The sequence below is a fragment of the Ketobacter sp. MCCC 1A13808 genome (assembly GCF_009746715.1).
In the GTDB taxonomy this organism is placed as follows: Bacteria; Pseudomonadota; Gammaproteobacteria; order Pseudomonadales; family Ketobacteraceae; genus Ketobacter.
Map to the genome: position 1 here is coordinate 23,143 of NZ_VRKW01000022.1, position 24,988 is coordinate 48,130.

The following is a 24,988-nucleotide window of genomic DNA, read 5'->3' on the forward strand; positions in this document are numbered from 1 at the left end:
CCTTTATAGTGAATCGGCAAGCAGATTGTTGTCGTCACTAAATCGACCGTTACCGGGACCGATTTTGCGCCACCCCTGGTAATTTCTATTCCGGAACGGCAAATTGGTGTCAGCGTAACTGCCGTCACCGATCGTAGAAAATTCAAAATACATAAACGCAGCAGCGTCCGTGCCCAAAATGGGGCTTTTACCTTCAAACTCGGTAAGCGCATCTGCGTTAACACTGGCGCGAATATCGATCGTGCTTGCATCATCACATGCACCTTCTGTTAAACCGGAAGCGCGGGAAACACAGTGCTCCAAAGGGGTACCGGTTTTGAGCACGGTATTCAGCATACCGCCGTTGACTTCCGCTTCAGCGATTACCGCATTGATGCCGGTTTCCGCTGCCTGAAAGGACATTTCCTCCGACTGGGCATTGAACGCCATGCGTTCATGAAAAATCCCACTTTTGATAGCCGACACACCGATCAGCGATACCACCAACAAAATAATGAGAGCGACGAATAATGCAGCCCCCTGGGAACCGGAGAAAGTGGACACCGATAGGGGCTTTGTCGGATTGGCTGTCCGCATTGTATTCATAATTGTTCCACCACGTTTCTGAGGGCAACTGTCGCACCGTAGGTGCGGTACATACGGCCATCGGCAAAATTAATCTGATTGGAGTTTTCGCCGTCCTGTTCGCCCTGTACATAACTCTGATCCAGAACATCGATAGATTCTCTGGCGTTGGTATTATCCAGAGTCACCAAAGAATCACTGGCGATTAATATGGCAAAACGAACGCTGACAATTCTAACCGCTTCACCGCCATCAAAAAGCGCTTTGGTCTGCTGCGCATTGGTATATACGTTTGCATAGCCATAGCCTTCGTCGCTCTGCCTATCGAAGTCGATTCCGTACAAAACCTGGAATGCCTCTACGTTATCCACAAGGGGACCGGAATCGTCTGCAGACCATTCGTCTTCGGCGGCGGATTCCCCTGCACCCTCATCCGTATCAGTCCCTGCTTCCGGGTCAGCCGCATTTTTTTCATAAGCCGTACACACCAGGCGGTTACCTAAAGCATCGTTCTTAACATAGAATTTTTTGAAGCCGGTTAACGCATTGCCCAGACAATCCTGACCATCAAGCACTTCGAAAACTACCGTGTCAAACTTAGTACCGTCATCAATTTCCAGGTTATTGAACGACGTTCCGTCAACCACAAAGGGAACAATTGGCTCACCTTCGGAATACCCCGCAGACATGAATTGCCGGCTTAAATAGTCAAACACAAAACGCCCGTTTTCCTGCACTGAAGCGATACCCAGCTGCAAATTTTCGGTTTGGCGGTTCACCAGAAACAATTGGGTGGTCGCAATGGTGACCAGGCTTCCCAAAGCCAGTGCGACCATCAGCTCGACCAAAGACAAACCCTTGTGTGTCTTCATCTGTTCTTTTCCACAGTTAAGGAATGAATTCAACAATTACGCAATGGGCATTTGCAGTCCGTGCGCCATCGGCAAAGTCCGCCTGATCGCACGTATCGACGGTTGTATCGGCCCAGGCTACCGTAACGCAATACACGTTATCGCATTGACTAAATTGCATTTTGCCGTCCGCCAACACCTGGGCTACATGGGTGCGGGCATCAAATATGTCCTGATCTGCCATTTGCGCCTGCGTACAAAAGTGGTCAAGCCCGGGCTTGGATTGCGTCTGAACACAGGATACCGGAGCACTTTCAGCCACTTCTCCTGTCCAGCTTGCTGCCGCTACATAGCGCGCTTTTGAAGCCTCATTGAAATTCACCCGTACCCGCTCAATAAAATCCTGAGCCACCGACATGGCCTGACTACGGCTGTATGTCTCTTCGCTTAGACGAACGGATTTGAGCTGCAAGGCGGCGTATCCCATGACACCGACGCCCAACACCAGCAAGGCGACTAATACTTCTATGATGGAGAATCCCGACGCGGATTGCGCCCGGATAACTTTACCCGAGATGGCCAATTGAGCCTCCCATACCACTAACGATCAACCAGTCCATTGTTGCGCTCGCGCTGGAACCCACATGGATTCAGACGTCCGCCCCCAAGAGTCAAATCCATTTCTGTGCCTGACTATTACCCAGCAGTCAGGGCGACCCAATTCAATTTCGACCAACGGTTACAACCATGGGCCAAACGCACTCGGCCCGGCCAAACATTAACCTATATGCATTCCTTTTCCGTCATGTCGGTGCCGGTGAAGGACCAGATGCCGGGGGTCGTATACGTCATCTCTCCACATTTATCGTCCGCCTGAAGTGTGTCGGCGACCGGCGTCGCTTTAACGGCGACGCCTTCGGTCACCGTTTCCACGGAAATGGTGTATTTGTTGCCATCATACCCAAATGCGTCCACCTCCGACGCGGAGGGGTATGCCATTTTCTGGGTACGGAATTGCTCCAGTCGGCTAGCGGTCTCCAGTATTTTACCCACGGCTTCCTTGCGTGCAGTTTTACGCACTTGTTCGGTATAGGAGGGGTAACCGATCGTAGCGAGCAAGGCGATAATCACCATTACAATAAGCAATTCAATCAGACTAAAGCCGGCACCGGAATTCCGGCGCTCAATCCATTGATTTTTCAGTCGAAAATCCATAACCAACGCGCGCACTCCAATATTGGCGAGCAAAATGTGACCCAAATCAAGCTTTTCCGGACCCGGCAGGGTCTGCCGCGGACCAAAAGCATAATACACCCGATCGTTATAACCAAACAGGTTATTTTTTGACCGCTCGTCTCCGATTCTTGCCCTCTATCAGCACCGCCTGGCAGAGCGTTCCGGCCCTCCTACACTAAAGTTGTCGACAAACAACTAATGAAGCAGTGATAACGCCATGAAGAACGGTTTCACCATAATAGAGCTCATGCTCACGATTCTTGTAATGTCGGTGGTCATCACCTTGGGCGTGCCCTCGTTTTCCACCTCGATTCAAAACAACCGGATCACCAGTCAGGCCAATTCCATGATCGGGGCGATCAGTTTCGCACGTACTGAAGCAGTTAAGTTGAACGATCAAGCCGTCACGCTTTGCGGATCGACGAATCAGACCAGCTGTAATACGAGCCAATGGGAACAAGGTTGGATTTTATTTAAAGACGGTGACCGGGACGGTCAGCCAGGCAACTCAGCAAACATCCTGAGAGTGGAAGGCACACTCTCAGGTAGCAACACGTTGCGCACCACCGGCTTCAGCTCTAACAGCCTGGTCCGGTTTGACTCCCAGGGCACCATCACCAATTCCGGCGCGTTTGTCTTCTGCGACGATCGCGGTGCGACCTCCGCTAAAGCCATTATCTTGAATATCAGCGGGCAAACCCGCTCAGCGATGGATGAAAACGATCCCGCTGATTCCATTGTTAATGATCATGATGGAGTAAACATCGCATGTCCGTAATCCTATCCAAATCAACGAAAAGCCAGGGTTTCACCCTGATCGAAGTTTTGGTGGCCGCACTGGTGCTGGGAATCGGCATCCTGGGAATGGCAACCATGATGCTAACCAGCCTTAAAAGCGATCAAAGCGCGTTTTACCGTTCGCTGGCGTCCAGTTATGCCTATGACATGGCCGATCGGATTCGCAAAAACAGTGCCCGCGCACTGGCCAACAACAGTTACGACGCTATCGATACCAGTGGCACCATCCCATCCGCCCCAACCTGTTTCGGCAACGCTACAGGCTGCAGCCCAGCAGAGCGCGTGAGCCTGGATATTCGGGAATGGGCCGGGAACTTCGTCAATGTAAACAGCGTAGCCAATTTCCACCCTTCTTTGCCTAACGCGGTCGGCACCATCACGCGCGGCGAGAACAACCTGTTCACTATCACTATTACCTGGAGTGAAACCGACTGGGATGCGACCGATACCTCCCAAAAAGTGGCAGCGGATCAAACATTGTCAATGAACATACTGTTGTGAGCCTGAAATGAACAAATTGAAAATGCAATTAGACAACAGGGAAACCGGTTTCACCATAATCGAAATCATGGTCGCCCTTGCCATCGGCGCGCTCCTTATCGGCGGTATCATTCAAGTGTTTATTTCGTTTAAACAAACGGAAAAAGTGGCTGGGGCGCTGTCACGCATACAGGAAAGCTCACGCTTGGTGAATGATATATTTATGTCCGATAGCCGTCACATTGGATTCGTCGGCTGCCTTGATCCGCACGAGGCAGGCACCGGAGTCAGCGTTATCTATAAAGACGCCCCTCCCTATATTACCAATTTTCGGGACAACAGCCTGAACGGCTGGGATATCACCGCACATTCGTGGGGTGATGCTGCAAAGATTGACCTGGGGGATATTGATAACGATGCAAACAAAAACGCAATCCTGCATAGCGATGTCTTCAGGGCTCAGTTTTTATCTCAAACCAGCATTCCATTGAACTCCGATATGTCGTCAAAAAGTGACGACATCGAACTCAGCAATAATATTTTCGGTTTAAAAGACGGCTCGATTGCCAGCGTCGGTAGCTGTGACTTTATAGACGTATTTAAGGTGTCAGGCGTAGTCGCTGGCAGCCCTGTCACCATTAGTCACGGCGATTCCACCAACACCTCCACAGAGCTCGGAGTGGCCTATAGCTCCGAAGATCTTGTGCGAATTTTTCTTTCCAACACCTACTTCGTTGGTAAAAGCGGTCGCAAAAATAACTCCGGGGATGAAATTTTCGCCTTGTACCGGCGCGATGTAAACGGGGATATCGAAGAGATTGTAGAGGGCGTTGAGAACATGCAGATTTTATACGGACAGGAAATCGCAGTCGATAACAACACCAGTAACAACACTATCCGCTATGTCAACGCCAGCGACACAGATATCAAATGGGAAGATGTCACCGTCATTAAAATCGCGTTACTCCTGGCAAGTAGTGACCGTGTACTAACAACCGATGACACATCCACCTATCAATTGCTGGATCGCACCATTACGCAAGCCACCACACCACTGGCCTATCCCAATGACCGGCGCTTACGCCGTGTAGTAAACATGAACATCAATATAAGAAATCGTAGGGTAGTCAAATGAAGACTCAATCAGTTGCATCGTTAAAAAAAGAAAACGGAGCCGTTCTGGTGATCGGCTTAATGATTCTGTTATTGGCAACGCTGGTTGCGGTGAGCGCAATGACGGATGCAAACCTGCAAGAAAAAATGGCGGCAAACTCGCAAAACACCAATCGGGCGTTTCAGGCGGCTGAAAGTGCCGTCGACAATCAGATAACCAGTGTAGTGAACGGCTCTACCGGGATGCTGACCTCCTCTATTAACCAATACCTGAACAATGGGACCAATTGGCCCACCGTGAGCGTCGCGCTTTCTGATACGGATATAACTTCAGGCATTACGTTACGCGTCATCAAGGAACGTACACTGTCGATCGGCGACTCCATGTCGAGCGAAGAAGGCACCAGTAAACTGGTGAGTTACGTCTACGAAATGACAGCCGAATCCGAGCTTGCGGGCTCTAAAGCAGCGAAAACGGTTGTACAGGGTTTTGAATACAATTGATTTGATTTAGTAAATGTTGCCATGTTGCAATGAGGTGTTCCGTGAAAATATTAAAACATAAATTTGGCAGTGGGTTGTTTGTATTTCTGATGTCGGCTATGGCGGGGTTATCGGCGCATGCGGATGACACTGAAATCTTTTTTGGTGGTGCCGCCAATGCGGCAGTCAGACCGAACATTCTATTTATTCTGGACACTTCAGGATCGATGGACGCGTATGACGGAGAAACCTTGCATCGCATGGACCGTATGAAAAATGCGTTCTATGACCTACTAAGTGGAATGAATAATGTCAACATTGGCCTGATGCGTTTTAACGATCCGGGCGGCCCGATTCTTTATCCCATCACGAATATAGACGAGCCAATTCCGGACTCCTCGCCTTATAACGGTTTTACGTCCGCCCGTATCAGCTCCACTGACGGCGATGCAGAGCAGGACAATGCAACCGGCGTGGTGACACTGGACAATCGCACTCTAGAGATTACTCAGCGTTCTAGTTCCGGTACTGCGGAAACCATTACCGTGTCCGTCCAACGCAGTACGGATGACGCGGAAGAAGAGGACGACGGTAAAATCAATACCGAAAGCCACTCTCTGGAAGTCCCCGCTGATGACCAAAACAATCGTGACCTTCAGCTTGTAGGGGTCATCTTTCGGGAACTCGGAATCCCTCAAAACGCCACTATTCTAAACGCTTTTCTAACCTTCGATATTGAAAATCGCGGGGACCGCAATACCATTAGACGAAATGATGTTGATTTAAGAATATCGGGTCAACTGGGCAATACGATTGCAGAATTCAGCAATTCAAACAACATTAGCAGCCGCCTAAAAACCACGAATACAGCCGTCTGGCCGATCAGAGGGACAGTACGTGCAGGACGAGAGATAGAGTCCTCAGACATAACCAACGTAATACAAGAGTTGGTGCAGCAAGCAACCTGGTCAACCGACAGTGACGCGGCGCTCTTTCTACAACATGCCTATACTAGCAGGCCAAACGGTTCCAGAGATTTTTCCAGCTATGATGACGGCAACGAAGAACCTAGGTTAACCGTTAGCTATCAAGTTCAGAGCACGCCAGTCAGCCAAACTGTGGGGTTACGTTTTTCCGAACTGGATATTCCTAAGGGTGTCACCATCACCAGTGCTAAAGTAGAATTTACTGCAGATCGTGACTCCAATGTTCCCACCACGCTCAATATACGTGGCGAAGCTGCAGACAATTCCGCACCATTGGAAGCCAGCGTGAACAACCTGAATCGGACTCTTACCACCAACACCGTCAACTGGACCCCTTCAGTAAACTGGCAAAATGGAGAGGTTTATGATTCCGCTGACATCACCGACATTGTGCAGGAAATTACGGATCGTGCCGGATGGTGTGGTGGCAATGCTCTGACTTTGTTGATCGATGGTACTGGCACCCGGCCTGCCGTTTCTTATGATGCTTCCGGAGGGAGCGCGCCGCGCTTGGTTGTTGAGTACGACCCGACAACTATCCCGGAAGACGGAAGCTGCGTTTCATCCGCCTTGAGTTACCGTATTAATACCGCAAGCAATGACGTTGAGCATGTGGTTGGCGGTAACGGGGCACAATATACGACCGGTAAAATACTGACATTCGGCTATGACGGCAGCACTAAACAGGCTGTAGGTTTGCGCTTCAATAACCTGGCGGTCGCCGCCAATTCAACCGTCAGTAGCGCCTACCTTGAATTTAAGGCCAGTCGCTCTGATTCGGTCGCCTCTAACTTTATCATCTATGCGGAAAGCTCCGACAATCCGGGCACGTATAGCGACTCCCGTAAGGCCAATGGATTGGCAACCATAGGAACGACAGTGAACTGGAACGGAGTCGAAGCCTGGACGGAAGGCCAAGTCTATCGTACGCCCGACATAAGCCCACTGATACAAGCCATAGTTAACCGCCCTGGCTGGAATCAGGGAAATGCGATCAGTCTTATCATAAAAACCAACACAAACGGAAGTTCACGTGATGCAGTCTCGTTCGATGAAAGTGCATTTGACGCACCCAGATTAGTATTGCGGGCCTCCGGCAGCACCAACGATTTTGTGCCCACAACCCGGGATGCAGTACGTGAAGTTATCTCCACCTTCGTCCCGGCAGGGAACACGCCTATCGTCGATGCACTCTATGAAGCGGCACTGTATTTCCGCGGCAACAACGTTCTTTATGGGAAATCACGGGGCGATTCCGGTGCGAACAGCAGCACACGGAAATACTTCCGAGTCTCCCATCCGGGCAGCTATACAGGCGGGTCACACTCTCTACCCTCCGGGTGCAACGAGACCAACCTGAACGATTCGGACTGTATTAGTGAGCAAATTACCGGTACTCCGGTGTACACCTCACCGATTACAGATCAATGTCAAACTAACCACATTGTATTACTTACAGACGGTGACCCGACACGCAACGATTCCGCCAGTCTAATACGGTCTATGACCGGTGACTCTAACTGCAAATCCTACGGTGATTCGGACTACAGCTGCGCAGAAGAGCTCAGCAAATACTTGTTCACAAACGATCAGAGTGGTTCAGTAATCGGAAGCCAAAACATAAAAACCCACACCATCGGTTTTAATTACAGCGATGATAGCGGTTACCTGAGTTCGATCGCAACGAAAGGCGGTGGCGGCACTTACGCTGCTAGCTCATCATCGGAACTGTTGACCGTGTTCCAGAAGATCGTCGGACCCGCCCTGGATCTGGATACAACCTTCGTTTCACCCGGTGTAACTGTTAACTCCTTCAACCGGCTCAGTCACCGCAATGAAGTGTACTTCTCCCTGTTTCAACCGAAAGAAAACGAATATTGGCCGGGCAATCTCAAACGCTACAAACTGACCAGCAACGGGGACATTTTGGACAGTGGCGGCGCTAACGCAATCGATCCTACAACCGGTTTCTTCAAAGACGACGCGGTTAGTTTTTGGGCCTCTATAGCCGATGGAAATGACACCCAGAAAGGCGGGGCAGCTCATCAGCTGCCGACCCATAGTGCGCGCAAAATTTACACCCACTATTCTGGAGCTTCAAACCTATTGGGAGACAATCCGATCTCGGTGGCTAACAAAACCAATATCACCAAAGATCGCCTTGGTATCGGAGCAGAAACCGACAGTTATCATGAAAACCTGATTAATTGGATTCGGGGACAAGACGTTCTCGATACCGATGAGGACGGTTCCACTACCGATAGCCGTAATCAATTAGCTGATCCGCTGCATTCGTCCCCGTATCTGGTGACCTACGGGGGAACCGAATCAGATCCCGACATCAGTGTATTTTATGGTGATAACGAAGGTGTGTTCCATGCAGTGAATGCCAGCACGGGTGTTGAACACTTCGCTTTCATACCGGATGAACTATTGCCTAATCTGGACAAACTGTATCGAAACACAGGTGAAAGCAATCACCCCTACGGCCTGGATGGACAAATTGCCGCATGGATAAAAGACGTTAACGCGAACTCTATCATCGAGACTGCCGACAATGACCATGTTTACCTCTATATGGGCATGCGCCGGGGCGGAAGGAATTATTACGCGCTGAACGTGACCAACCGCAACAGCCCGCGGATGCTTTGGACAATCAATGGCGGCTCCGGTGACTTCGTTAAAATGGGGCAAACCTGGGCCAGACCCATTAAAACCAAAATCAACGTTGGCGGCACAATCACCGACGTATTGATTATCTCCGGGGGCTACGATGACGACCAGGATAGTGCCAACGTTCGCACTGCGGACGATATCGGAAACGCCATGTACATTGTAAATGCGAGCACCGGTGCGTTAATCTGGTCTGCCAGCAATCAGGCATCTTACGACCTGAATCTGACTGATATGCAATACAGCATACCCTCCACCGTTCGCGCCATCGACGTTGATGCAGACGGCGTTACAGACCAATTCTATGTAGGTGATATGGGAGGCCAGCTCTGGCGCTTCGATGTTCATAATGGCAGTGCCGTCGCCAACTTGGTTACCGCAGGTGTGATTGCCGATCTGGGCGGCGCCACGGCGGCTAATACCCGACGCTTCTACCATGAACCCGATATCTCTGTACTCGTTAAAGATAACCAGAGAAAACTAGCAATCGCGATAGGCTCCGGTTTTCAGGCGCACCCGCTCAACGTTGCGACGGAAGATCGATTTTATCTTGTCCTGCAAAACTCACTGACCTCGGCGCCCGCGGATACGGACAGTGATGGCCATCCTGATTACGTTAAACTCACCCATAGCGATCTTTTCGATACCACAAACAATATAATTGAAAACGGTACCGATACACAGCAAGAAGACAGCGCCGAAAGCTTGAGTGCTGCACAAGGTTGGTTTATCGATTTATTCGGTGAATATAAGAACACAACCGGCCCGGGTGAAAAAACACTGGCTCGGGCATTAACACTCAACGGTGTACTGTACTTCACAACCTATCAACCGGATGTTATAGCCAGTGCCAGCTGTACAGCAACGGACACCGCTGTACGCAAGCTCTATAGCATTAATCTGATCGATGCTACACCCACCGTGGTTGGAACAGATACCGCCGACCGTTGGGGTTCTTCAACCCTAATGGGGAGCGGGATCCCTTCAGCTCCGGTTCACGTGCGAATCACTGATGATGATGGCACCAGTGACCTGGTCGGTGTCGGTACCGAGTTCACCAAAGCCAGCAGTGGCGATATTGTTACCAAAACATTCTGGTACAGCTTTTAGGAGGCATGATGCAAGGTTCATTACTTAAAAAGGGAAAGGGATTTACACTGATTGAACTGATGATTGTGGTGGCCATCGTAGCGATTCTCGCTGCGGTGGGCTACCCCGCATACGATAGCTCAGTGAAGAAAACCCGCCGTACAGATGCTAAAGGCGCGTTGATGGGGTTAGCTCAGGCTATGGAGCGATACCACACTGCCAATAACACTTACGTTGGCGCCACCGTCGGCGCTACCGGTGTTTATCCGGCAGAAGCCCCCATAGACGGGTCAAAAAAGTTTTATGACCTGAAAATCACAGCTTTGGACGCCACCAGTTACACATTGCAGGCGCAACCCAAAAACGGACAAGATGCCGATGGCACCCTGGAATTGAAAAACACCGGTGCCAAAAAATGGAACGGTAACGCCGGTTGGGACTAGTTTTTGTTACTTCTTAGCGCAAGGCTTTGGGCATGGAGAACACAATGTTCTCCTCTCGCCCGCTGAGTTCCGCAGGGCTGTTCCCACCCCACTCTCTTAGCTGGTTCACCACCCGCAAAACCAATTCTTCCGGTGCGCTGGCTCCAGCAGTAACACCGATGGTTTTCACATTGTCTAACCATTCTTTTTGCAACTGGCCCGGTTCATCAACAAGGTACGCCCGCGCACCACAGCGTTCTGCCAGTTCACGTAAACGATTCGAATTAGAACTATTGGGTGACCCCACCACAAATACAATTTCAGTTTCCAATGCCAACGTTTTCACTGCATCCTGACGGTTCTGCGTGGCGTAACATATATCATCCTTGCGGGGCCCTTCGATTTTGGGAAAGTGAATTCGCAAAGCGTCGATAATGGCAGAAGTGTCGTCCACGGAGAGTGTAGTCTGAGTTACATACGCGAGCTTGTCCGGATTATGGACTTTGAGCTTTGCTACATCCGCGACCGTTTCCACCAGATAAATTCCACCACCATACGAGTGATCATACTGACCCATAGTGCCCTCCACTTCGGGATGCCCCTCGTGGCCAATCAGCACACACTCCATACCGTCGCGGGAGTATTTCATAACTTCCATATGCACCTTGGTGACCAGCGGACAGGTCGCATCGAACACTTTGAGCCCACGGCCTTCCGCTTCGTTTTGCACTTGCTTGGAAACACCGTGGGCACTAAAGATCACAATGGCATCATCCGGTACTTCCTGCAGTTCGTCCACAAACACGGCACCGCGATCCCGCAAGCCATCCACAACAAACTTATTATGCACCACTTCGTGGCGTACGTAGATCGGTGCTCCAAACACATCCAGCGCCCGGTTTACGATGGCAATCGCCCGGTCTACACCAGCACAAAATCCACGGGGGTTTGCCATTTTGATTTCCATATGTGCCTCGACTAAGTTTTGAATGGTTCGGTTGATTCGCTACTGTAATTGAACCGCTTGAGACTGCGCGTCCACCACATTAATGATTTCGACCTGGAAGGTAATATCTTTACCTGCGAGCGGATGGTTAAAATCCACAACCACCTGATCGTCGTCTGCTGCCTTGATGACACCAGGCAGCTCTGCTTTGCTTTTATCTGCAAACGACACCACCAAACCAGGCTGCAAATCCATATCACGGGAAAATAACCCGCGGCGCATTGTCTGAATATTTTCAGGATTATAGGGCCCAAATGCATTTTCTGCTTCCAGCACAACCGATCGCTTGTCACCGGCTTTAAGGCCGAATATCGATTGTTCGAATCCGGGCAACAAATTACCATCACCGACGGTAAAGGTAGCGGGGTTGCCGGATTTGGTGGTATCCACCACCGCGCCGTCCATCAATAAAACTGAAAAATGTAACGTCACCCGTTTGTCCGGGCCGATTCGGATAAATTCGCTCAAGGCTAACGCTTCCCGGGGTGAATGAACATATCTAGAATCATCAAACCCGCTCCTACGGTAATCGCGCTGTCCGCTACGTTAAACGCGGGAAAGTGATAGTCCTGCCAATAAAAATCAAGAAAATCGACAACATAGCCCAGAGTAACGCGGTCGTATAAATTACCCAGCGCTCCGCCCAGAATCAAGGCCAGCGCAACGGCAATCAGCCTGTCGGTTTTAGGCAGCTTGCGTAACCACATAATCAATACAACACTGACTACGGCGGCAATAGCCGTAAAGAACCAACGCTGCCAGCCACCCGCACCGGCCAGAAAGCTGAAGGCCGCGCCTTCGTTATGAGCCAGGGTCAAATTGAAAAATGGCAATACCGCCAAACGCTCGTACTTCTCAAACACAGCCACTACCCACAATTTGGTGGCCTGATCCAGAATCACCACCGCCGTCGATAGCCACAACCACGACAACATACCGAGGGGCTGATTCTCTGCGGGTGCTTTGTTATCCGCGGTTTCTGTCATAGTTTTCACTTAATTAATTCCTGTACCTTGAATATCCGGCTCACTAACAAAAGTGTCGATCTTCACCATCACCTTCCACATTGTCGACACAACGCAAACACAGTTCGGGATGGTTCTGATCAGACCCGACATCGGGCCGAAGATGCCAACACCGTACACACTTCGGATGTTGGCTTTTTTGCACTTCCACTTTCAAACCATCCAGCTCAGCAATTTCACCACCGTCACTCCAGCGATGTACACGAACTGCACTGGTGATCATAGCAAAACGCAACTCGTTACCCAGCCGATCCAGATCCGCTTTCAATTCACCGCTGCAATGGATGTCCACTTCTGCTTCCAGACTACTGCCGACGACGCCGTTTTTGCGCCCGTCCTCTAATTGCTTGTTCACTGCAGTTTTTACACCCTGAATGCTCTGCCAGAAATCCGCACTCATGGACTCGCTGGGAGGCAAGGTAAATAATCCGTCGTACCAGGTTTCAAGTGCCACCGAGGCACTACGCTGACCCGGAATAAATTCCCACAACTCATCGGCAGTGAAACTCAAAATAGGGGAGATCCAGCGTACCAGTGCTTCGGCAATATGATACAACGCAGTTTGCGCCGAACGCCTTGCCACACTGTCCTGCTTGCAGGTGTATTGCCGATCCTTAATCACGTCCAGATAAAAACCGCCCAAATCCACTACACAATAGTTATGCAACTTCTGATAGATCACATGAAACTGAAATTCATCGTAATGACGCATGATTTCTTGCTGCAAAACTGCCGCACGATGAACAGCCCAGCGATCCAATGCAAGCATGTCATCCTGGGCAACCAAATTCGTTTGCGGATCGAACTCATTCAGGTTGGACAACAAAAAACGGGCGGTATTACGGATACGGCGATAGGAGTCAGCCGTCCGTTTCAGAATTTCGTCGGAAACCGTCATCTCGCCGCGATAATCGGTAGCCGAAACCCACAAGCGAATAATATCGGCCCCTAGATTTTTGACCACGGTTTGGGGTGAAATAACATTGCCCAGGGATTTTGACATCTTCTTGCCCTGAGCATCCACGGTGAAGCCGTGAGTTAACACCGTTTTATAGGGCGCTTCTCCGCGAATCGCAACACTGGTTTTCAGAGAGGACTGAAACCAACCACGATGCTGGTCAGAACCTTCTAGATACAGATCCGCAGGGACGCGCAGATTATCCCGTTGCTCCAGCACTGAAAAATGGGTGACACCGGAATCGAACCACACATCCAATGTATCGGTTACCTTTTCGTAACGCTCAGCATCCGCGCCCAGTAATTCCGCAGCATCCAATTTGAACCAGGCTTCGATTCCGTCCTGTTCTACCTTTTTTGCAACCGCTTCAATTAATTCTGCGCTATCAGGATGCAGCTCAGACGTTTCTTTATGCACAAACAGCGCAATAGGCACTCCCCAGGTTCGTTGCCGGGAAACACACCAGTCCGGACTTTGCTCCAGCATACCTTCAATGCGGGCTTTCCCCCACTCGGGTAACCACTCCACCTGATGGGCCGCTTTCTTACAGGCTTCCAGCAAGCCCTTCTGCTGCATGCTGATAAACCACTGCGGCGTGGCGCGATAGATCAATGGCGTTTTCGTGCGCCAACAATGGGGATAGCTGTGAACCATTTTTGCCTGCTTCAGCAGAGCCCCGTTTTGCTCCAGCAAATCCAGAATTCTGGGTTCGACTTTATAAACGTGCTGCCCTGCAACCAGCGGCGTAGATTCCACATAGCTGCCATCCGCAGCGACATAGTTCAGAGTGTTAATGCCGTACTTCAAACCCACGTTAAAATCGTCCAGACCGTGATCCGGCGCAATGTGCACAGCGCCTGTACCTGCATCAGTAGTTACATGATCACCCATGACAACCGGAACAACCCGGTCGATAAAAGGATGACGCAACAGTGTATTTTCCAGGTTGATCCCGGTGGTGGTTTCAAGCACGACGAAAGATTCCACGCCGTATCGCTTACAAACCGTTTCTACCAGATCCGAGGCCAGCAAAATAATCTCGTTCCCGTTCCCCGCATCCAGCTCTACCAGGCTGTATTCCAAATCCCGACTTAATGCGACAGCCTGATTGGCAGGCAAAGTCCAGGGCGTGGTAGTCCAGATAACCACAGACAATGGCAGACTGATGGACGCCAAACCGAACTGCTTCGCAAAGGCCTCGCGGTCCACCGGGTGAAATCGTACGTCGACCTGAGTAGAGGTTTTATCCTGGTATTCCACTTCCGCTTCTGCCAGAGCAGAGCCACCCACGACACTCCAATACACAGGCTTGAAGCCTTTTACCAGATGACCATTCTCAGCGATCCGCCCCAACGCCCGAATAGTATCCGCTTCCGTTTTAAAATCCATGGTCAGATAGGGGTTGTGCCAATCACCCAATATTCCCAGCCGCATAAAATCCTCGCGTTGGCCATTCACCTGCTTGGTCGCATATTCACGGCATTTTTTGCGAAAGACGTCGTAGGGCACTTTTACGCCAGCCTTACCGATTTTCTTTTCCACGTTATGCTCGATAGGAAGACCATGACAATCCCATCCGGGGACATAGGGAGCATCAAACCCACTCAGCCTTTTAGCGCGGATAATTGTGTCTTTCAGAATTTTATTCACCGAATGACCGATATGAATATCGCCGTTCGCATAGGGAGGGCCATCGTGCAGAATAAATTGCGGACGCCCGGCTGTGGCATTCTGTACGGCTTGGTACAGGTCCAGCTTAGCCCAACGCTTAAGCAATTGCGGTTCCCGTTGCGCCAAGTTCGCCTTCATCGGGAACTGGGTATTGGGGAGATTCAATGTGGATTTGTAATCGGCCATGAAATTCAACTGCCCTTTAAAATATGTCCTGGTTCTGATCTATTGTTAATTGCGCTTAAAATAGCGTGTTGCGGTTTCAATATCTTGCTGTATGGCGACTTTCAGGGCTTCCAGCCCATCAAATTTAATTTCTTCCCGTATTTTATGGCGGAACATAACCCGCAGGTGGCGGCCATAAAGATCCCCCTTGAAATTAAGCAAGTGCACCTCCAAGCGCACTTTTTCGCCACCGACAGTAGGCCGCGTCCCCAGATTGGCAACTCCGTTGGCAACGCCATTTTTTACACCGGGAAGCGCAGGATCCAGACCACGCACCTGCACGGCAAAAACGCCACTGACCGGCGTACGCACCCGTTTCGGTAGAAAGTTAGCCGTCGGCACACCGATAGTCCGTCCCAGCTTCTCGCCATGTATAACGCGTCCCGACATAAAAAACGGCTGGCACAGCATAACCGCTGCGGAATCGAAATCACTCTGCTCCAGGCATTCCCGCACTCGGGTACTGCTCACTCTGTCGCCGTGCCATTCAAAGGTGTGCGTGTTCTCTACGGTAAACCCGTGCTCTTCGCCCTTACTTTGTAAGAAACGGAAATCACCGGTACGATCATTTCCGAAACGAAAGTCGTCGCCAACCACGAGATGTTTTATACCCAGCCCGGCCACCAGAATATCGTCACAAAATTGTCGAGCACTCTGATTACAAAATCGATGATCGAAACGAACGCACAGCACTTTATCCACACCCAATTCAGCAATCACTTCGCATTTCTCACGAAAAGTCATCAATCGGGCCGGTGCTTCCTGCGGTGCAAAAAACTCGCGCGGCTGTGGTTCAAATACCATGACCACTGAGGGCAAGTCTAATACCTTAGCCTTTTCAGTTACTTGGCGAATTATGGCGCGATGCCCAAGGTGCACACCGTCAAAATTGCCAATAGTAGCCACACACCCTTGGTGACGGGGCCGTAAATTGTGAACGCCGCGGATCAGCTCCATGTTTCTGTCATCTTGCCAAAAGGCCCAGCATTATAGCGGAGTTAAGGGACGGATATAACCTAATCAATACCTGGCTTTGTGAGCAAATCACGAGGACGCATCCCTAGTATTAACAAGGTACCTACATAAGATAGCAGCCCCAACACAACCACTTGTGCCAGCTGCCAGACCCGCTCTTCCCAGCCCCAGCTTAACCACTCGGAAACGTCCCGGTCCATCCATAATATAAGCGCAATCATTAAACCGGCTGCCGCAGCCAATCTTAACAGATATATTGCCCACCCCGCCTGAGGCTGATAGACGCCTTCTTTGCGCAGCCCAAGGTAGAGCAGCGCGGCATTTAGCGCTGCAGACAAGCTGGTCGCCAGCGCCAGTCCAACGTGCGCCAAAGGAATAATTAAGGCTAAATTAAGCACCATATTTACCACCAGCGCTTTAATACCGACTGACACCGGGGTTTTAGTGTCCTGTCGGGCAAAGTAGCCCGGAGCCAGCACTTTGATGACCATAAATGCCAGCAAGCCCAGGCTGTACGCCTGCAAGCTCATACTGGCTTTATCTACATCCGATGGGGCAAACTCCCCATATTGGAACAGCGTAATCAGCATCGGCTTAGCTAACAACACCAGCGCCAGGCTGGCCGGCAGGCCAATCAACAACACCATGCGAACCGCCCAATCCAATGTCCCCGAGAAAGACTCGGACGATTTAGTAGAGTGCTTACGGGAAAGGCTTGGCAGAATCACAGTCGCAATGGCAATACCAAACACGCCAAGGGGCAGCTCCATCAGCCGGTCAGAATAATACAGCCAGGAAATGCTCCCATTTTCCAAAAAGGACGCCAACACCGTATCCAGTAACAGGTTAATCTGGGCTACGGAAACACCGAACAGCGCAGGGACCATAAGCGCTAGAATTCGCTTGACCCCGGGGTCGCTCCAACCCCAGCTTGGCCGCACCAACAAATTCACTTGCTTAATAAAGGGCATCTGGAATACCAACTGAATCACCCCGGATGCCAGCACCCCCCAGGCCAACGACAGGATAGGTGGATCCATTAGCGGTGATATAAAAATCGCAAAGCTAATCAACACTATGTTTAAGATCACCGGGGTAAAAGCAGGAATAGCAAACTTACCGTAACTATTGAGGATGCTGCCCAGAAAGGCGGTAAGGGAAATCAGCAATAAATAAGGGAAGGTGAGCCGGAGCATATCCGCCGCCAAATCAAACTTCCCCTGGGTGTCGTGAAAGCCCGGTGCAAACAAATAGGTCACCGCTGGAGCAAACACAACGCAAAAAATCGTTCCGGCAATCAGCACTCCCCCTAACGTTCCCGAGGTGTAGCTAATCAGCAAGCGAACTTCTGCCAGATCCCGCTGCGCACGGTATTCTGACAAAACTGGAACGAAGGCTTGGGAAAAGGCACCTTCAGCGAATAGACGCCGAAAAAAATTAGGGATCTTGAAGGCAACGAAGAAGGCATCGGCTCCGGCTCCGGCACCAAACATATTTGCCACCACAACATCCCGAACCAGCCCTAGCACCCGGGACATCAGCGTAAAAACACTGACAATACCGGTGGAACGGAGTAACCCCTTCTGTTTCTGCCCTGTTATTTCCTGTTTCATGCACTGATGACCCTAAACAATGAAGGCCGCTATTATACGTATTGTCTGAATATTCCCTATCCCCAACCAGTAAATAGTATTCAGGCCTTGACAGTGGGGGCCTATGCATGAATAATCTTGCGTCCTCGAAATCAAGTTGTTTCAAGCCAACGTGCTTTTCGATCGCACCAATTAAATTCAGTCGGACGGGTTGTAACTTACCCGTCTGATCAACCTACGTTTAGATTATACGTTTCAAAAGGAGCTAGACCTTGGCTAACATCAAATCAGCTAAGAAACGTGCACGCCAGTCTGAAAAGCGTCGCAGACACAATGCCGGTCTGCGCTCCATGGTTCGCACACAGATCAAAAAAGTGATTAACGAGATTGCTACCGGCAACCAGGAAAACGCCCAGAAAGCGTACCTTGCAGCAGTGCCCGTTATCGACCGCATGGTAACTAAAGGCATTATCCACAAGAACAAAGCCGCTCGCCATAAGAGCCGTTTAAACGCCCAGATTAAAGGTCTGGCCGCTTAATTAGCGATATGTTCTTGGCTTCCTTTGCTGAAGCAACAAAAAAACCGGCTGTTGCCGGTTTTTTTGTTGGGGCCCACAAGCTTAACATGAACTACAAAACCACCATATTATCCCGATGTATCAACTCTTTCTCGTCTACGTAACCCAAGATCGCAGCAATATTCTCGCTGCCTAGCCCCATAATCTGACGCGCCTCTTCAGCACTGTAGTTCACCAGACCACAAGCAACCCGCTGGTTATCCGGATCTACGCAGGCCACCATTTCACCACGATAGAAATTCCCCTTCACTTCCCGCACACCAACGGGCAGCAGACTCACACCTTTTTCCCTGAGCGCTTTGGTCGCGCCCGCATCCAACGTCAACACACCCCGCATTTGCAGGTGGCCGGCCAACCACTGTTTCCGAGCAGCCATTGGCGTGTCATCAGCGAGCAGCAAAGTCCCGACCTCATCAGCCTCCTGAATTCGCTCAAGTACCGCCGGAAGACGCCCGCCGGCTATAACCGTGGCCGCCCCGGAGCGCGCCGCCAATTGAGCCGCCCTGAGCTTGGTTGCCATACCGCCCCGCCCCAGCACACCCGCCCCGCCACCAGCCATTGAATGCAATGCTGAATCAGACGCTTTAGCGCAGGATATTAGCTTAGCCGAAGAATTCTGGCGGGGGTCAGCATCAAACATGCCTTCCTGATCAGTGAGGATCACCAACAACTCGGCCTCTACCAGATTTGCAGTCAACGCCCCCAATGTGTCGTTGTCACCAAAGCGAATCTCATCCGTAACAACCGTGTCATTTTCATTTACTACGGGCACCACATCATGCCCAATCAGGGCCAACAGGGTATTACGCGCATTTAGGTAACGTTTGCGATCGGACAAATCTTCGTGAGTAACCAAAACCTGGGCAGTGTGAACACCATGCCGCTGGAACGACTGCTCCCAGGCCTGAACCAAACCCATCTGGCCAACCGCCGCCGCTGCTTGCAAGTCATGCATCGCCTTCGGCCTTTGCTTCCAACCCAGCCGAGCCATACCTTCAGCCACGGACCCGGAGGAGACCAACACCAGCTCCACCCCCCGCTGACGGAGGCTGTGCATTTGCGCGACCCAGCCAGCTATCGCCTCACGATCCAGACCGCGCCCGTCATCGGTTAACAGGGCACTACCGATTTTCACTACCCAGCGTTTAGATAAGGCGACTTTTGAGCGCGCCATCTGACGATCGGATGCATTCATAAGTGACATATTCAAAATAAGATTAAATTAATGCGGAGCGTAAACCACTTCCACCTCGTGGTCATCATCATCGTCATCACTGCGGTTTTTAGCTTCTTTACGCAGACGGCGACGCTCTTCACGCTGCTCCTGAATTTTGTGCCGCGCCTCTTCCTCCAAGCGCTGCCGGGCCTCTCGCTCCTGCTCCGCGAATTCCTCATCCGCCGCCATACGCTCATCCAACTCTTCCAGGTGATTCATTATGGCAAAAACCAAATCCTGCGTACCGGCACCATTGGCCGCCGACACCCGATAAACTGCCCCCTCCCAACCCAGATCATCGATAATTTGCTGGCAACGGACGTCCGCTTCTTCATCCGGCAGCAAATCCAGTTTATTTAATACCAGCCACCGCTCTCGCTGCGCCAGCGTGGGGCTGAATAGTTGCAACTCACCTGCAATCGCCTCAGCGGACTCGACCGGGCTGGACTGATCCCAGGGCGCAATATCGACCACATGCAACAGGATACGACACCGCGCCAAATGCTTGAGAAAACGAATTCCCAGGCCCGCGCCCTCTGCTGCACCCTCAATCAGACCGGGAATGTCCGCCATTACAAAACTACGCAAACGGTCTACTTTTACCACACCCAGATTGGGCACCAACGTAGTAAAGGGATAATCAGCCACTTTGGGCTTGGCAGCGGACACGGCACGAATCAAGGTGGACTTGCCCGCATTCGGCATCCCCAGCAAGCCGATATCGGCCAGGACTTTCAGTTCGAAACGTAAATTGCGCTTCTCGCCTTCCGTTCCGGGGGTCGTGCGCCTGGGAGCACGGTTAGTGCTTGATTTAAAACAGGTATTCCCCAAACCACCACGACCGCCTCGGGCCACCAGGAATTGATCGCCGTGCTTCAACAAATCGCCCAACACCTCATCGGTATCTTCATCGATAACGGTGGTGCCGACCGGCACCCTGAGCACAAGGTCCTCGCCACTGGCACCCGTGCAATTACGACCGGCCCCACCTTCACCGCGCTGCGCCTTAAATAAGCGCTCATAGCGATAATCGACCAAGGTATTCAGGCCGTTATCTGCCTGCAGCAAAACACTACCGCCAACACCCCCATTACCGCCGTCAGGGCCGCCATATTCAATGTATTTTTCACGCCGGAAGCTCAAACAGCCATTCCCGCCATCTCCGGCTTCAACACGTATTGCGGCTTCATCAACAAATTTCATGGGGTTGCTCCCGCACCTATAACACTGCAAAACTACTTAAGCATAACGCCTTCAATTACCATCCTACACGCCCGGGACTATAACGCAAAAAGCCCCGCCTTACGGCAGGGCTCAGCATTGTCTCGAAGTAGCGCTAGGAATTAAGCGACAGGTTCGATGGTAATGAATCTGCGACTTTTAGGACCTTTCACCTGAAACTTGACCACACCGTCCACTTTGGCATAGATCGTATGATCTTTGCCCAGACCAGTGTTCACACCTGGGTGAAACTGAGTCCCGCGCTGGCGAACAATAATGTTGCCTGCTTTTACGACCTGGCCGCCGTACCGTTTAACGCCAAGGCGCTTACTTTCGGAATCGCGACCGTTACGGGTACTACCACCAGCTTTCTTATGAGCCATTTTGCTTCTCCTTAACTAACTTGGGATTAGGCGTTGATACCAGTGATCTTCACTTCAGTGAAGTACTGGCGATGGCCCATTTGTTTACGATGGTGCTTACGACGACGAAACTTAATAATTTTAACTTTCTCGCCACGGCCGTGGGTGACCACTTCCGCTTTCACCATGCCGCCTTCAACGACAGGTGCACCAATTTTAACGTCGTCGCCGTTAGCGACCAACAAAACCTGATCAAACTCGATGGCTGAGCCAGGCTCGGCATCAATCATTTCCAGCTTTAGGATATCGCCTTCTGCGACCCGATGCTGTTTGCCACCACTTACAAATACCGCGTACATAGCTGCTGACTCCAACCGCTCTTTATATGCTACAAAAATTCTTTGATTAACCCGACGTTTCGACTGAGCTTGCTTTGAGCTAGCGCACAGAAAAGCTACATGCGTCGAGTCACAGGGGGCGCAATTGTAAGGGAATCGGTTAATGCACGCAAGCCCGATATTGGAATGCTATCCACTTTTCTGGTCGCGCCCCTCAGAACCAGTAAAATCAAGTCTTTAGCTTGACACTCAGAAGCCCCAAGCCATAGCATTCGGGTTATCAAGCGTTGTATTTGTGTGGTCGCTTGGCCCCACCCCCATCACGGTCAGTATTTATGGATTTTAAAGCGATCTCCGCAGCGGTCGACGACGACTTTCTCAAGGTCAATGACTTCATTTTCAAACAGTTACATACCCATGTACCGCTGATCAAAGAGATAGGCAACTATATCATTGATAGCGGTGGCAAGCGTCTACGACCGCTGGTTTGCCTGCTCAGCGCGCGCGCACTGGGCTACCAGGGCGACCAGCACATTGAAGTTGCGGCCGTAGTAGAATTTTTGCATACCGCTACCCTGTTGCACGACGATGTCGTCGATGAATCGTCCCTTCGCCGCGGCAAAGCCAGCGCCAATGAGGTCTGGGGGAATGCCCCTAGCGTGCTGGTGGGTGACTTTCTGATTTCCCGCTCGTTCCAGATGGTAGTGAACGTGGGCAATATGAAGATTCTAAAGATTCTGTCCAACGCCACCAACCTGATTGCCGAAGGTGAAGTCCTTCAATTGGTTAACTGCAAGAATCCCGACACTTCAGAAGATCAATATATGGAGGTCATCCGCTACAAAACGGCCAAGATGTTTGAAGCTTCGGCCCAGTCCGGCGCTGTACTGGCGCAACCGGATTCCGCGACTGAGCAGGCCTTTGCGACCTATGCAGATCACCTGGGTTGTGCATTTCAGCTAGTGGATGATGTGCTGGATTACAACGGATCTGCTGACACCATGGGTAAAAACGTAGGCGATGATCTGGCCGAGGGCAAACCTACCCTACCCCTAATCTATGCCTTACAGCACGCTTCAGAAAGTGAAAAGCAGCTTATCCGCAGTGCCATTCTGACTGGCGGACTTGAGAATATTGACGCCATCACAAACACTGTGAAAGAATGCGGCGCACTGGAATACACCATACAAAAAGCCAGGGAAAAAGCAGGCCTGGCCAAGCAAGCTATTGATGATGTTTCAGATTCAATATATAAAGAAGCGCTGATGGCTTTGTGTGATCTGGCTGTTCAACGCAACCATTAAGTTTTAAGGTTTTCAAAAAATCGGAGTGTGGCTCAGCTTGGTAGAGCACTGCCTTCGGGAGGCAGGGGTCGGAGGTTCAAATCCTCTCACTCCGACCAATAAAAACAGAGAGTTACGCCCCCGCAAAACTCACACAACACACAGAAATAGCGATTGGGTTAACACGCGCAAATTTAAACGTAAGCGCCCTTAAATCCGCCTACTTGTTCTTACCGTAGTCGGTTGCAATTTTTGAATTTTTCTCCAGCGGCACATTCCACGGCAGCAGTGCTTCAACCTCTTCCAGCGTTTCAGCAGAACCAATATGCTCCAGCACATAGCGGATGTAGGCATAAGGTTCCAGCTGGCTGGCCTTCGCGGTTTCAATCAGGGAATAACAGGTCGCGCTGGCTCTTGCCCCATGAGTTGTATCAGCAAATAACCAGGCTTTACGACCTACTGCAAACGGACGGATGGCATTTTCAGCTTTGGCATTGCTGATATTAAGGTAGCCGTGATCGCAATAGCCAATCAGGTATTCCCATTGATTCAGAGTGTATTCCATGGCCTTGCGTGTTTGGGAACCCTTCATCACTTTGCTGACGTTCTTTTCCAGCCAGGCTTTGAATTCGTTGAGTATCGGTACGCTCAGTTCCTGACGCTTAAGGTATTTATCCGCTTCGCTGCATTCCGAGATGGCTGCTTCAATGCGATACAGCTGTCGGATTTTTGCTACGGCAACATCGGCTTCTGAAGCCTTACCTTTATTCTTTTTCGTTTTCGGATCGACGGCTTTCACCGCTTCCACGAACTTGCGTCGGGCGTGATCCTTTATGCCCTTTGGGTGCAGCAGCCAATGCGTTGTAATTGGTTTTTCTGACAGATTCTCGCGTAGCCGGAATAGCCATCTGCTTGCAGAATGCCCTTAAAATCCGCAAGTAGTCGTTCCGGGACCGCCCCGGCACGGGAGGGGTCGTATTCAAACAGCACCGAGGGTTGATCCGGTGGACCACCGCAGGTCACCCACATCCATCTGTCGGATAAAACACTGAAGCCATTTTCCTTGAGTACTTGGATCCGGGTTTCATCGGCGTTGATATATCGGCCCTGATTTTGGCTCTCTCGCATCAGGATTATCAGGGGTTTGAACACCTCATCCAGACGGATGATCCAATTGGCCATGTTGGTGTGGCTGACGGGATTGCCGTAACGTTTTAAAATACCTTCGAGTCGATACAGGGGCAAGCCATCGGCGTATTTGGCCACGATGATGAAAGCCAGTAAAGAAGTATGGGCGAAGCATTTCCAGTGCGGGGCGCAGATAGCGCGGTCTCATAGTTGTTCCAGAATGCCGCGCAACAAACTGACGTTGGTTTCATTCACGCCCTCAATCAGGATGCCTCCGGGCAGCGTGACCGTGAGACCATCTGGAGCGGCAACCGTTGGCGGCGATTTTACTTTTATAAAGGGGCTCTGCGCGGGTGTCTTGGAAGCGGACTTGAACAGTTTGCGTTTCCAGAAATTTGTGATAAGTCAGGCCACGGCGCTTGCAAAACTCAGCACCGCTCAGCTCGGATCGTTTCCAGGCAGTCATCAACTTCGGCCAATCCTGAACTGCGGTATCGGGTGATTCATTGGGTTTCATCCTGTTCTCCGTATTGAAATAAATACAGGAACAGTGTTTCAGGCGCTGAGATTAATTAATAGATGCTGTTTTATTGGCGTGTATGGACTCCTCCTCTATTGCAAGCACTTTTATCAATAGCGAATAGGTACGACTGCCTACGTGTATCCGGTCTCTTTCATGATGCCGTCTTTGTAGGCATCGGACCCTGATGGGCTA

23 protein-coding genes, 1 tRNA gene and 1 pseudogene are annotated in these 24,988 nt (G+C 50.8%); 9 read left to right on the plus strand and 16 right to left on the minus strand.

All coding sequences use genetic code 11. The features are described 5' to 3' along the window. Window positions 1–3 precede the first annotated feature (3 nt). The 4 genes from FT643_RS21835 to FT643_RS21850 form a co-directional block, all read right to left on the minus strand. On the minus strand, window positions 4–585 hold the full coding sequence (locus FT643_RS21835) for a pilus assembly PilX family protein (protein ID WP_156873547.1): 582 nt from the start codon (window positions 583–585) through the stop codon (window positions 4–6). After that, window positions 582–1,436 (minus strand): PilW family protein, encoded by an 855-nt coding sequence (locus tag FT643_RS21840; RefSeq protein WP_156873548.1) that lies wholly within the window; start codon window positions 1,434–1,436, stop codon window positions 582–584. Before FT643_RS21840 ends, FT643_RS21835 begins: the two co-directional genes overlap by 4 nt. Before the next feature lie 16 nt (window positions 1,437–1,452). Next, the gene (pilV, locus tag FT643_RS21845) at window positions 1,453–2,016 is read right to left on the minus strand and encodes a type IV pilus modification protein PilV (protein ID WP_156873549.1); all 564 of its coding nucleotides are present in this window, start codon (window positions 2,014–2,016) and stop codon (window positions 1,453–1,455) included. A 182-nt stretch (window positions 2,017–2,198) separates the two neighbouring features. Continuing rightward, the gene (locus FT643_RS21850; RefSeq protein ID WP_156873550.1) at window positions 2,199–2,675 is read right to left on the minus strand and encodes a type IV pilin protein; all 477 of its coding nucleotides are present in this window, start codon (window positions 2,673–2,675) and stop codon (window positions 2,199–2,201) included. 193 nt (window positions 2,676–2,868) lie between these two features. Between FT643_RS21850 and FT643_RS21855 the strand changes: the two genes are divergently transcribed. Genes FT643_RS21855 through FT643_RS23745 form a run of 6 tightly spaced genes read left to right on the plus strand, consistent with a single transcriptional unit; the run spans window position 2,869 to window position 10,716 of the window. Continuing rightward, a complete protein-coding gene (locus FT643_RS21855; protein ID WP_156873570.1) occupies window positions 2,869–3,429 on the plus strand; it encodes a GspH/FimT family pseudopilin in 561 nt (186 codons plus the stop codon). Then, window positions 3,420–3,950: a type IV pilus modification protein PilV gene (gene pilV, locus FT643_RS21860; protein WP_156873551.1), complete on the plus strand. Its 531-nt coding sequence runs from the start codon at window positions 3,420–3,422 to the stop codon at window positions 3,948–3,950. Before FT643_RS21855 ends, pilV (FT643_RS21860) begins: the two co-directional genes overlap by 10 nt. Before the next feature lie 7 nt (window positions 3,951–3,957). Beyond that, window positions 3,958–5,064, plus strand: coding sequence for a PilW family protein (locus FT643_RS21865; RefSeq protein ID WP_156873571.1), 1,107 nt, complete (start codon window positions 3,958–3,960; stop codon window positions 5,062–5,064). Next, the gene (locus FT643_RS21870) at window positions 5,061–5,546 is read left to right on the plus strand and encodes a pilus assembly PilX family protein (protein ID WP_156873552.1); all 486 of its coding nucleotides are present in this window, start codon (window positions 5,061–5,063) and stop codon (window positions 5,544–5,546) included. Before FT643_RS21865 ends, FT643_RS21870 begins: the two co-directional genes overlap by 4 nt. A 41-nt stretch (window positions 5,547–5,587) precedes the next feature. Further along, a complete protein-coding gene (locus FT643_RS21875) occupies window positions 5,588–10,294 on the plus strand; it encodes a PilC/PilY family type IV pilus protein (RefSeq protein WP_198043793.1) in 4,707 nt (1,568 codons plus the stop codon). Window positions 10,295–10,302: 8 nt separating this feature from the next. Beyond that, window positions 10,303–10,716, plus strand: a complete 414-nt coding sequence (locus FT643_RS23745; RefSeq protein ID WP_198043795.1) for a type IV pilin protein — start codon at window positions 10,303–10,305, stop codon at window positions 10,714–10,716. A 13-nt stretch (window positions 10,717–10,729) separates the two neighbouring features. Here FT643_RS23745 and ispH read toward each other — a convergent pair whose 3' ends face one another. From ispH to murJ, 6 genes are read right to left on the minus strand one after another with little or no spacing between them, the layout of a single operon-like run. Then, window positions 10,730–11,662, minus strand: coding sequence for a 4-hydroxy-3-methylbut-2-enyl diphosphate reductase (gene ispH, locus FT643_RS21885; RefSeq protein ID WP_156873555.1), 933 nt, complete (start codon window positions 11,660–11,662; stop codon window positions 10,730–10,732). Between the two features lie 39 nt (window positions 11,663–11,701). Further along, entirely contained in the window at window positions 11,702–12,169 is a 468-nt protein-coding gene (locus FT643_RS21890) for an FKBP-type peptidyl-prolyl cis-trans isomerase (RefSeq protein WP_156873556.1), read from the minus strand. Between the two features lie 2 nt (window positions 12,170–12,171). Next, window positions 12,172–12,687 carry a signal peptidase II gene (lspA, locus tag FT643_RS21895; RefSeq protein WP_198043799.1) on the minus strand — a complete coding sequence of 172 codons (516 nt, stop codon included), beginning with the start codon at window positions 12,685–12,687 and terminating at the stop codon, window positions 12,172–12,174. A gap of 43 nt (window positions 12,688–12,730) precedes the next feature. After that, window positions 12,731–15,541, minus strand: a complete 2,811-nt coding sequence (gene ileS, locus FT643_RS21900; protein ID WP_156873557.1) for an isoleucine--tRNA ligase — start codon at window positions 15,539–15,541, stop codon at window positions 12,731–12,733. Between the two features lie 45 nt (window positions 15,542–15,586). Continuing rightward, window positions 15,587–16,537, minus strand: a complete 951-nt coding sequence (gene ribF, locus FT643_RS21905) for a bifunctional riboflavin kinase/FAD synthetase (protein WP_156873558.1) — start codon at window positions 16,535–16,537, stop codon at window positions 15,587–15,589. Window positions 16,538–16,596: 59 nt separating this feature from the next. Beyond that, on the minus strand, window positions 16,597–18,168 hold the full coding sequence (murJ, locus tag FT643_RS21910; protein WP_156873559.1) for a murein biosynthesis integral membrane protein MurJ: 1,572 nt from the start codon (window positions 18,166–18,168) through the stop codon (window positions 16,597–16,599). A gap of 251 nt (window positions 18,169–18,419) precedes the next feature. Between murJ and rpsT the strand changes: the two genes are divergently transcribed. Beyond that, window positions 18,420–18,686, plus strand: coding sequence for a 30S ribosomal protein S20 (gene rpsT / locus FT643_RS21915; protein ID WP_156873560.1), 267 nt, complete (start codon window positions 18,420–18,422; stop codon window positions 18,684–18,686). A 91-nt stretch (window positions 18,687–18,777) separates the two neighbouring features. On the opposite strand, the gene proB is transcribed toward rpsT, so the two are convergent. The 4 genes from proB to rplU form a co-directional block, all read right to left on the minus strand. After that, the gene (gene proB, locus FT643_RS21920) at window positions 18,778–19,899 is read right to left on the minus strand and encodes a glutamate 5-kinase (protein WP_156873573.1); all 1,122 of its coding nucleotides are present in this window, start codon (window positions 19,897–19,899) and stop codon (window positions 18,778–18,780) included. Between the two features lie 48 nt (window positions 19,900–19,947). Next, window positions 19,948–21,144: an Obg family GTPase CgtA gene (gene cgtA / locus FT643_RS21925; protein WP_156873561.1), complete on the minus strand. Its 1,197-nt coding sequence runs from the start codon at window positions 21,142–21,144 to the stop codon at window positions 19,948–19,950. A 140-nt stretch (window positions 21,145–21,284) separates the two neighbouring features. Then, complete coding sequence (gene rpmA / locus FT643_RS21930; RefSeq protein ID WP_156873562.1) at window positions 21,285–21,545, minus strand: 50S ribosomal protein L27; 261 nt, start codon at window positions 21,543–21,545, stop codon at window positions 21,285–21,287. 26 nt (window positions 21,546–21,571) lie between these two features. Next, the gene (gene rplU, locus FT643_RS21935; RefSeq protein WP_156873563.1) at window positions 21,572–21,883 is read right to left on the minus strand and encodes a 50S ribosomal protein L21; all 312 of its coding nucleotides are present in this window, start codon (window positions 21,881–21,883) and stop codon (window positions 21,572–21,574) included. Window positions 21,884–22,197: 314 nt separating this feature from the next. Between rplU and FT643_RS21940 the strand changes: the two genes are divergently transcribed. Together FT643_RS21940 and FT643_RS21945 are read left to right on the plus strand one after the other, a co-directional pair. After that, the gene (locus tag FT643_RS21940; protein ID WP_156873564.1) at window positions 22,198–23,166 is read left to right on the plus strand and encodes a polyprenyl synthetase family protein; all 969 of its coding nucleotides are present in this window, start codon (window positions 22,198–22,200) and stop codon (window positions 23,164–23,166) included. A gap of 21 nt (window positions 23,167–23,187) precedes the next feature. Next, window positions 23,188–23,264: transfer RNA gene (locus tag FT643_RS21945), tRNA-Pro, on the plus strand. Between the two features lie 101 nt (window positions 23,265–23,365). Here FT643_RS21945 and tnpC read toward each other — a convergent pair. Further along, a pseudogene (gene tnpC, locus FT643_RS23600) lies at window positions 23,366–24,459 on the minus strand (IS66 family transposase); the annotation flags it as partial. Window positions 24,460–24,532: 73 nt separating this feature from the next. After that, on the minus strand, window positions 24,533–24,790 hold the full coding sequence (tnpA, locus tag FT643_RS21960; protein ID WP_156873567.1) for an IS66 family insertion sequence element accessory protein TnpA: 258 nt from the start codon (window positions 24,788–24,790) through the stop codon (window positions 24,533–24,535). Window positions 24,791–24,988 lie beyond the last annotated feature (198 nt).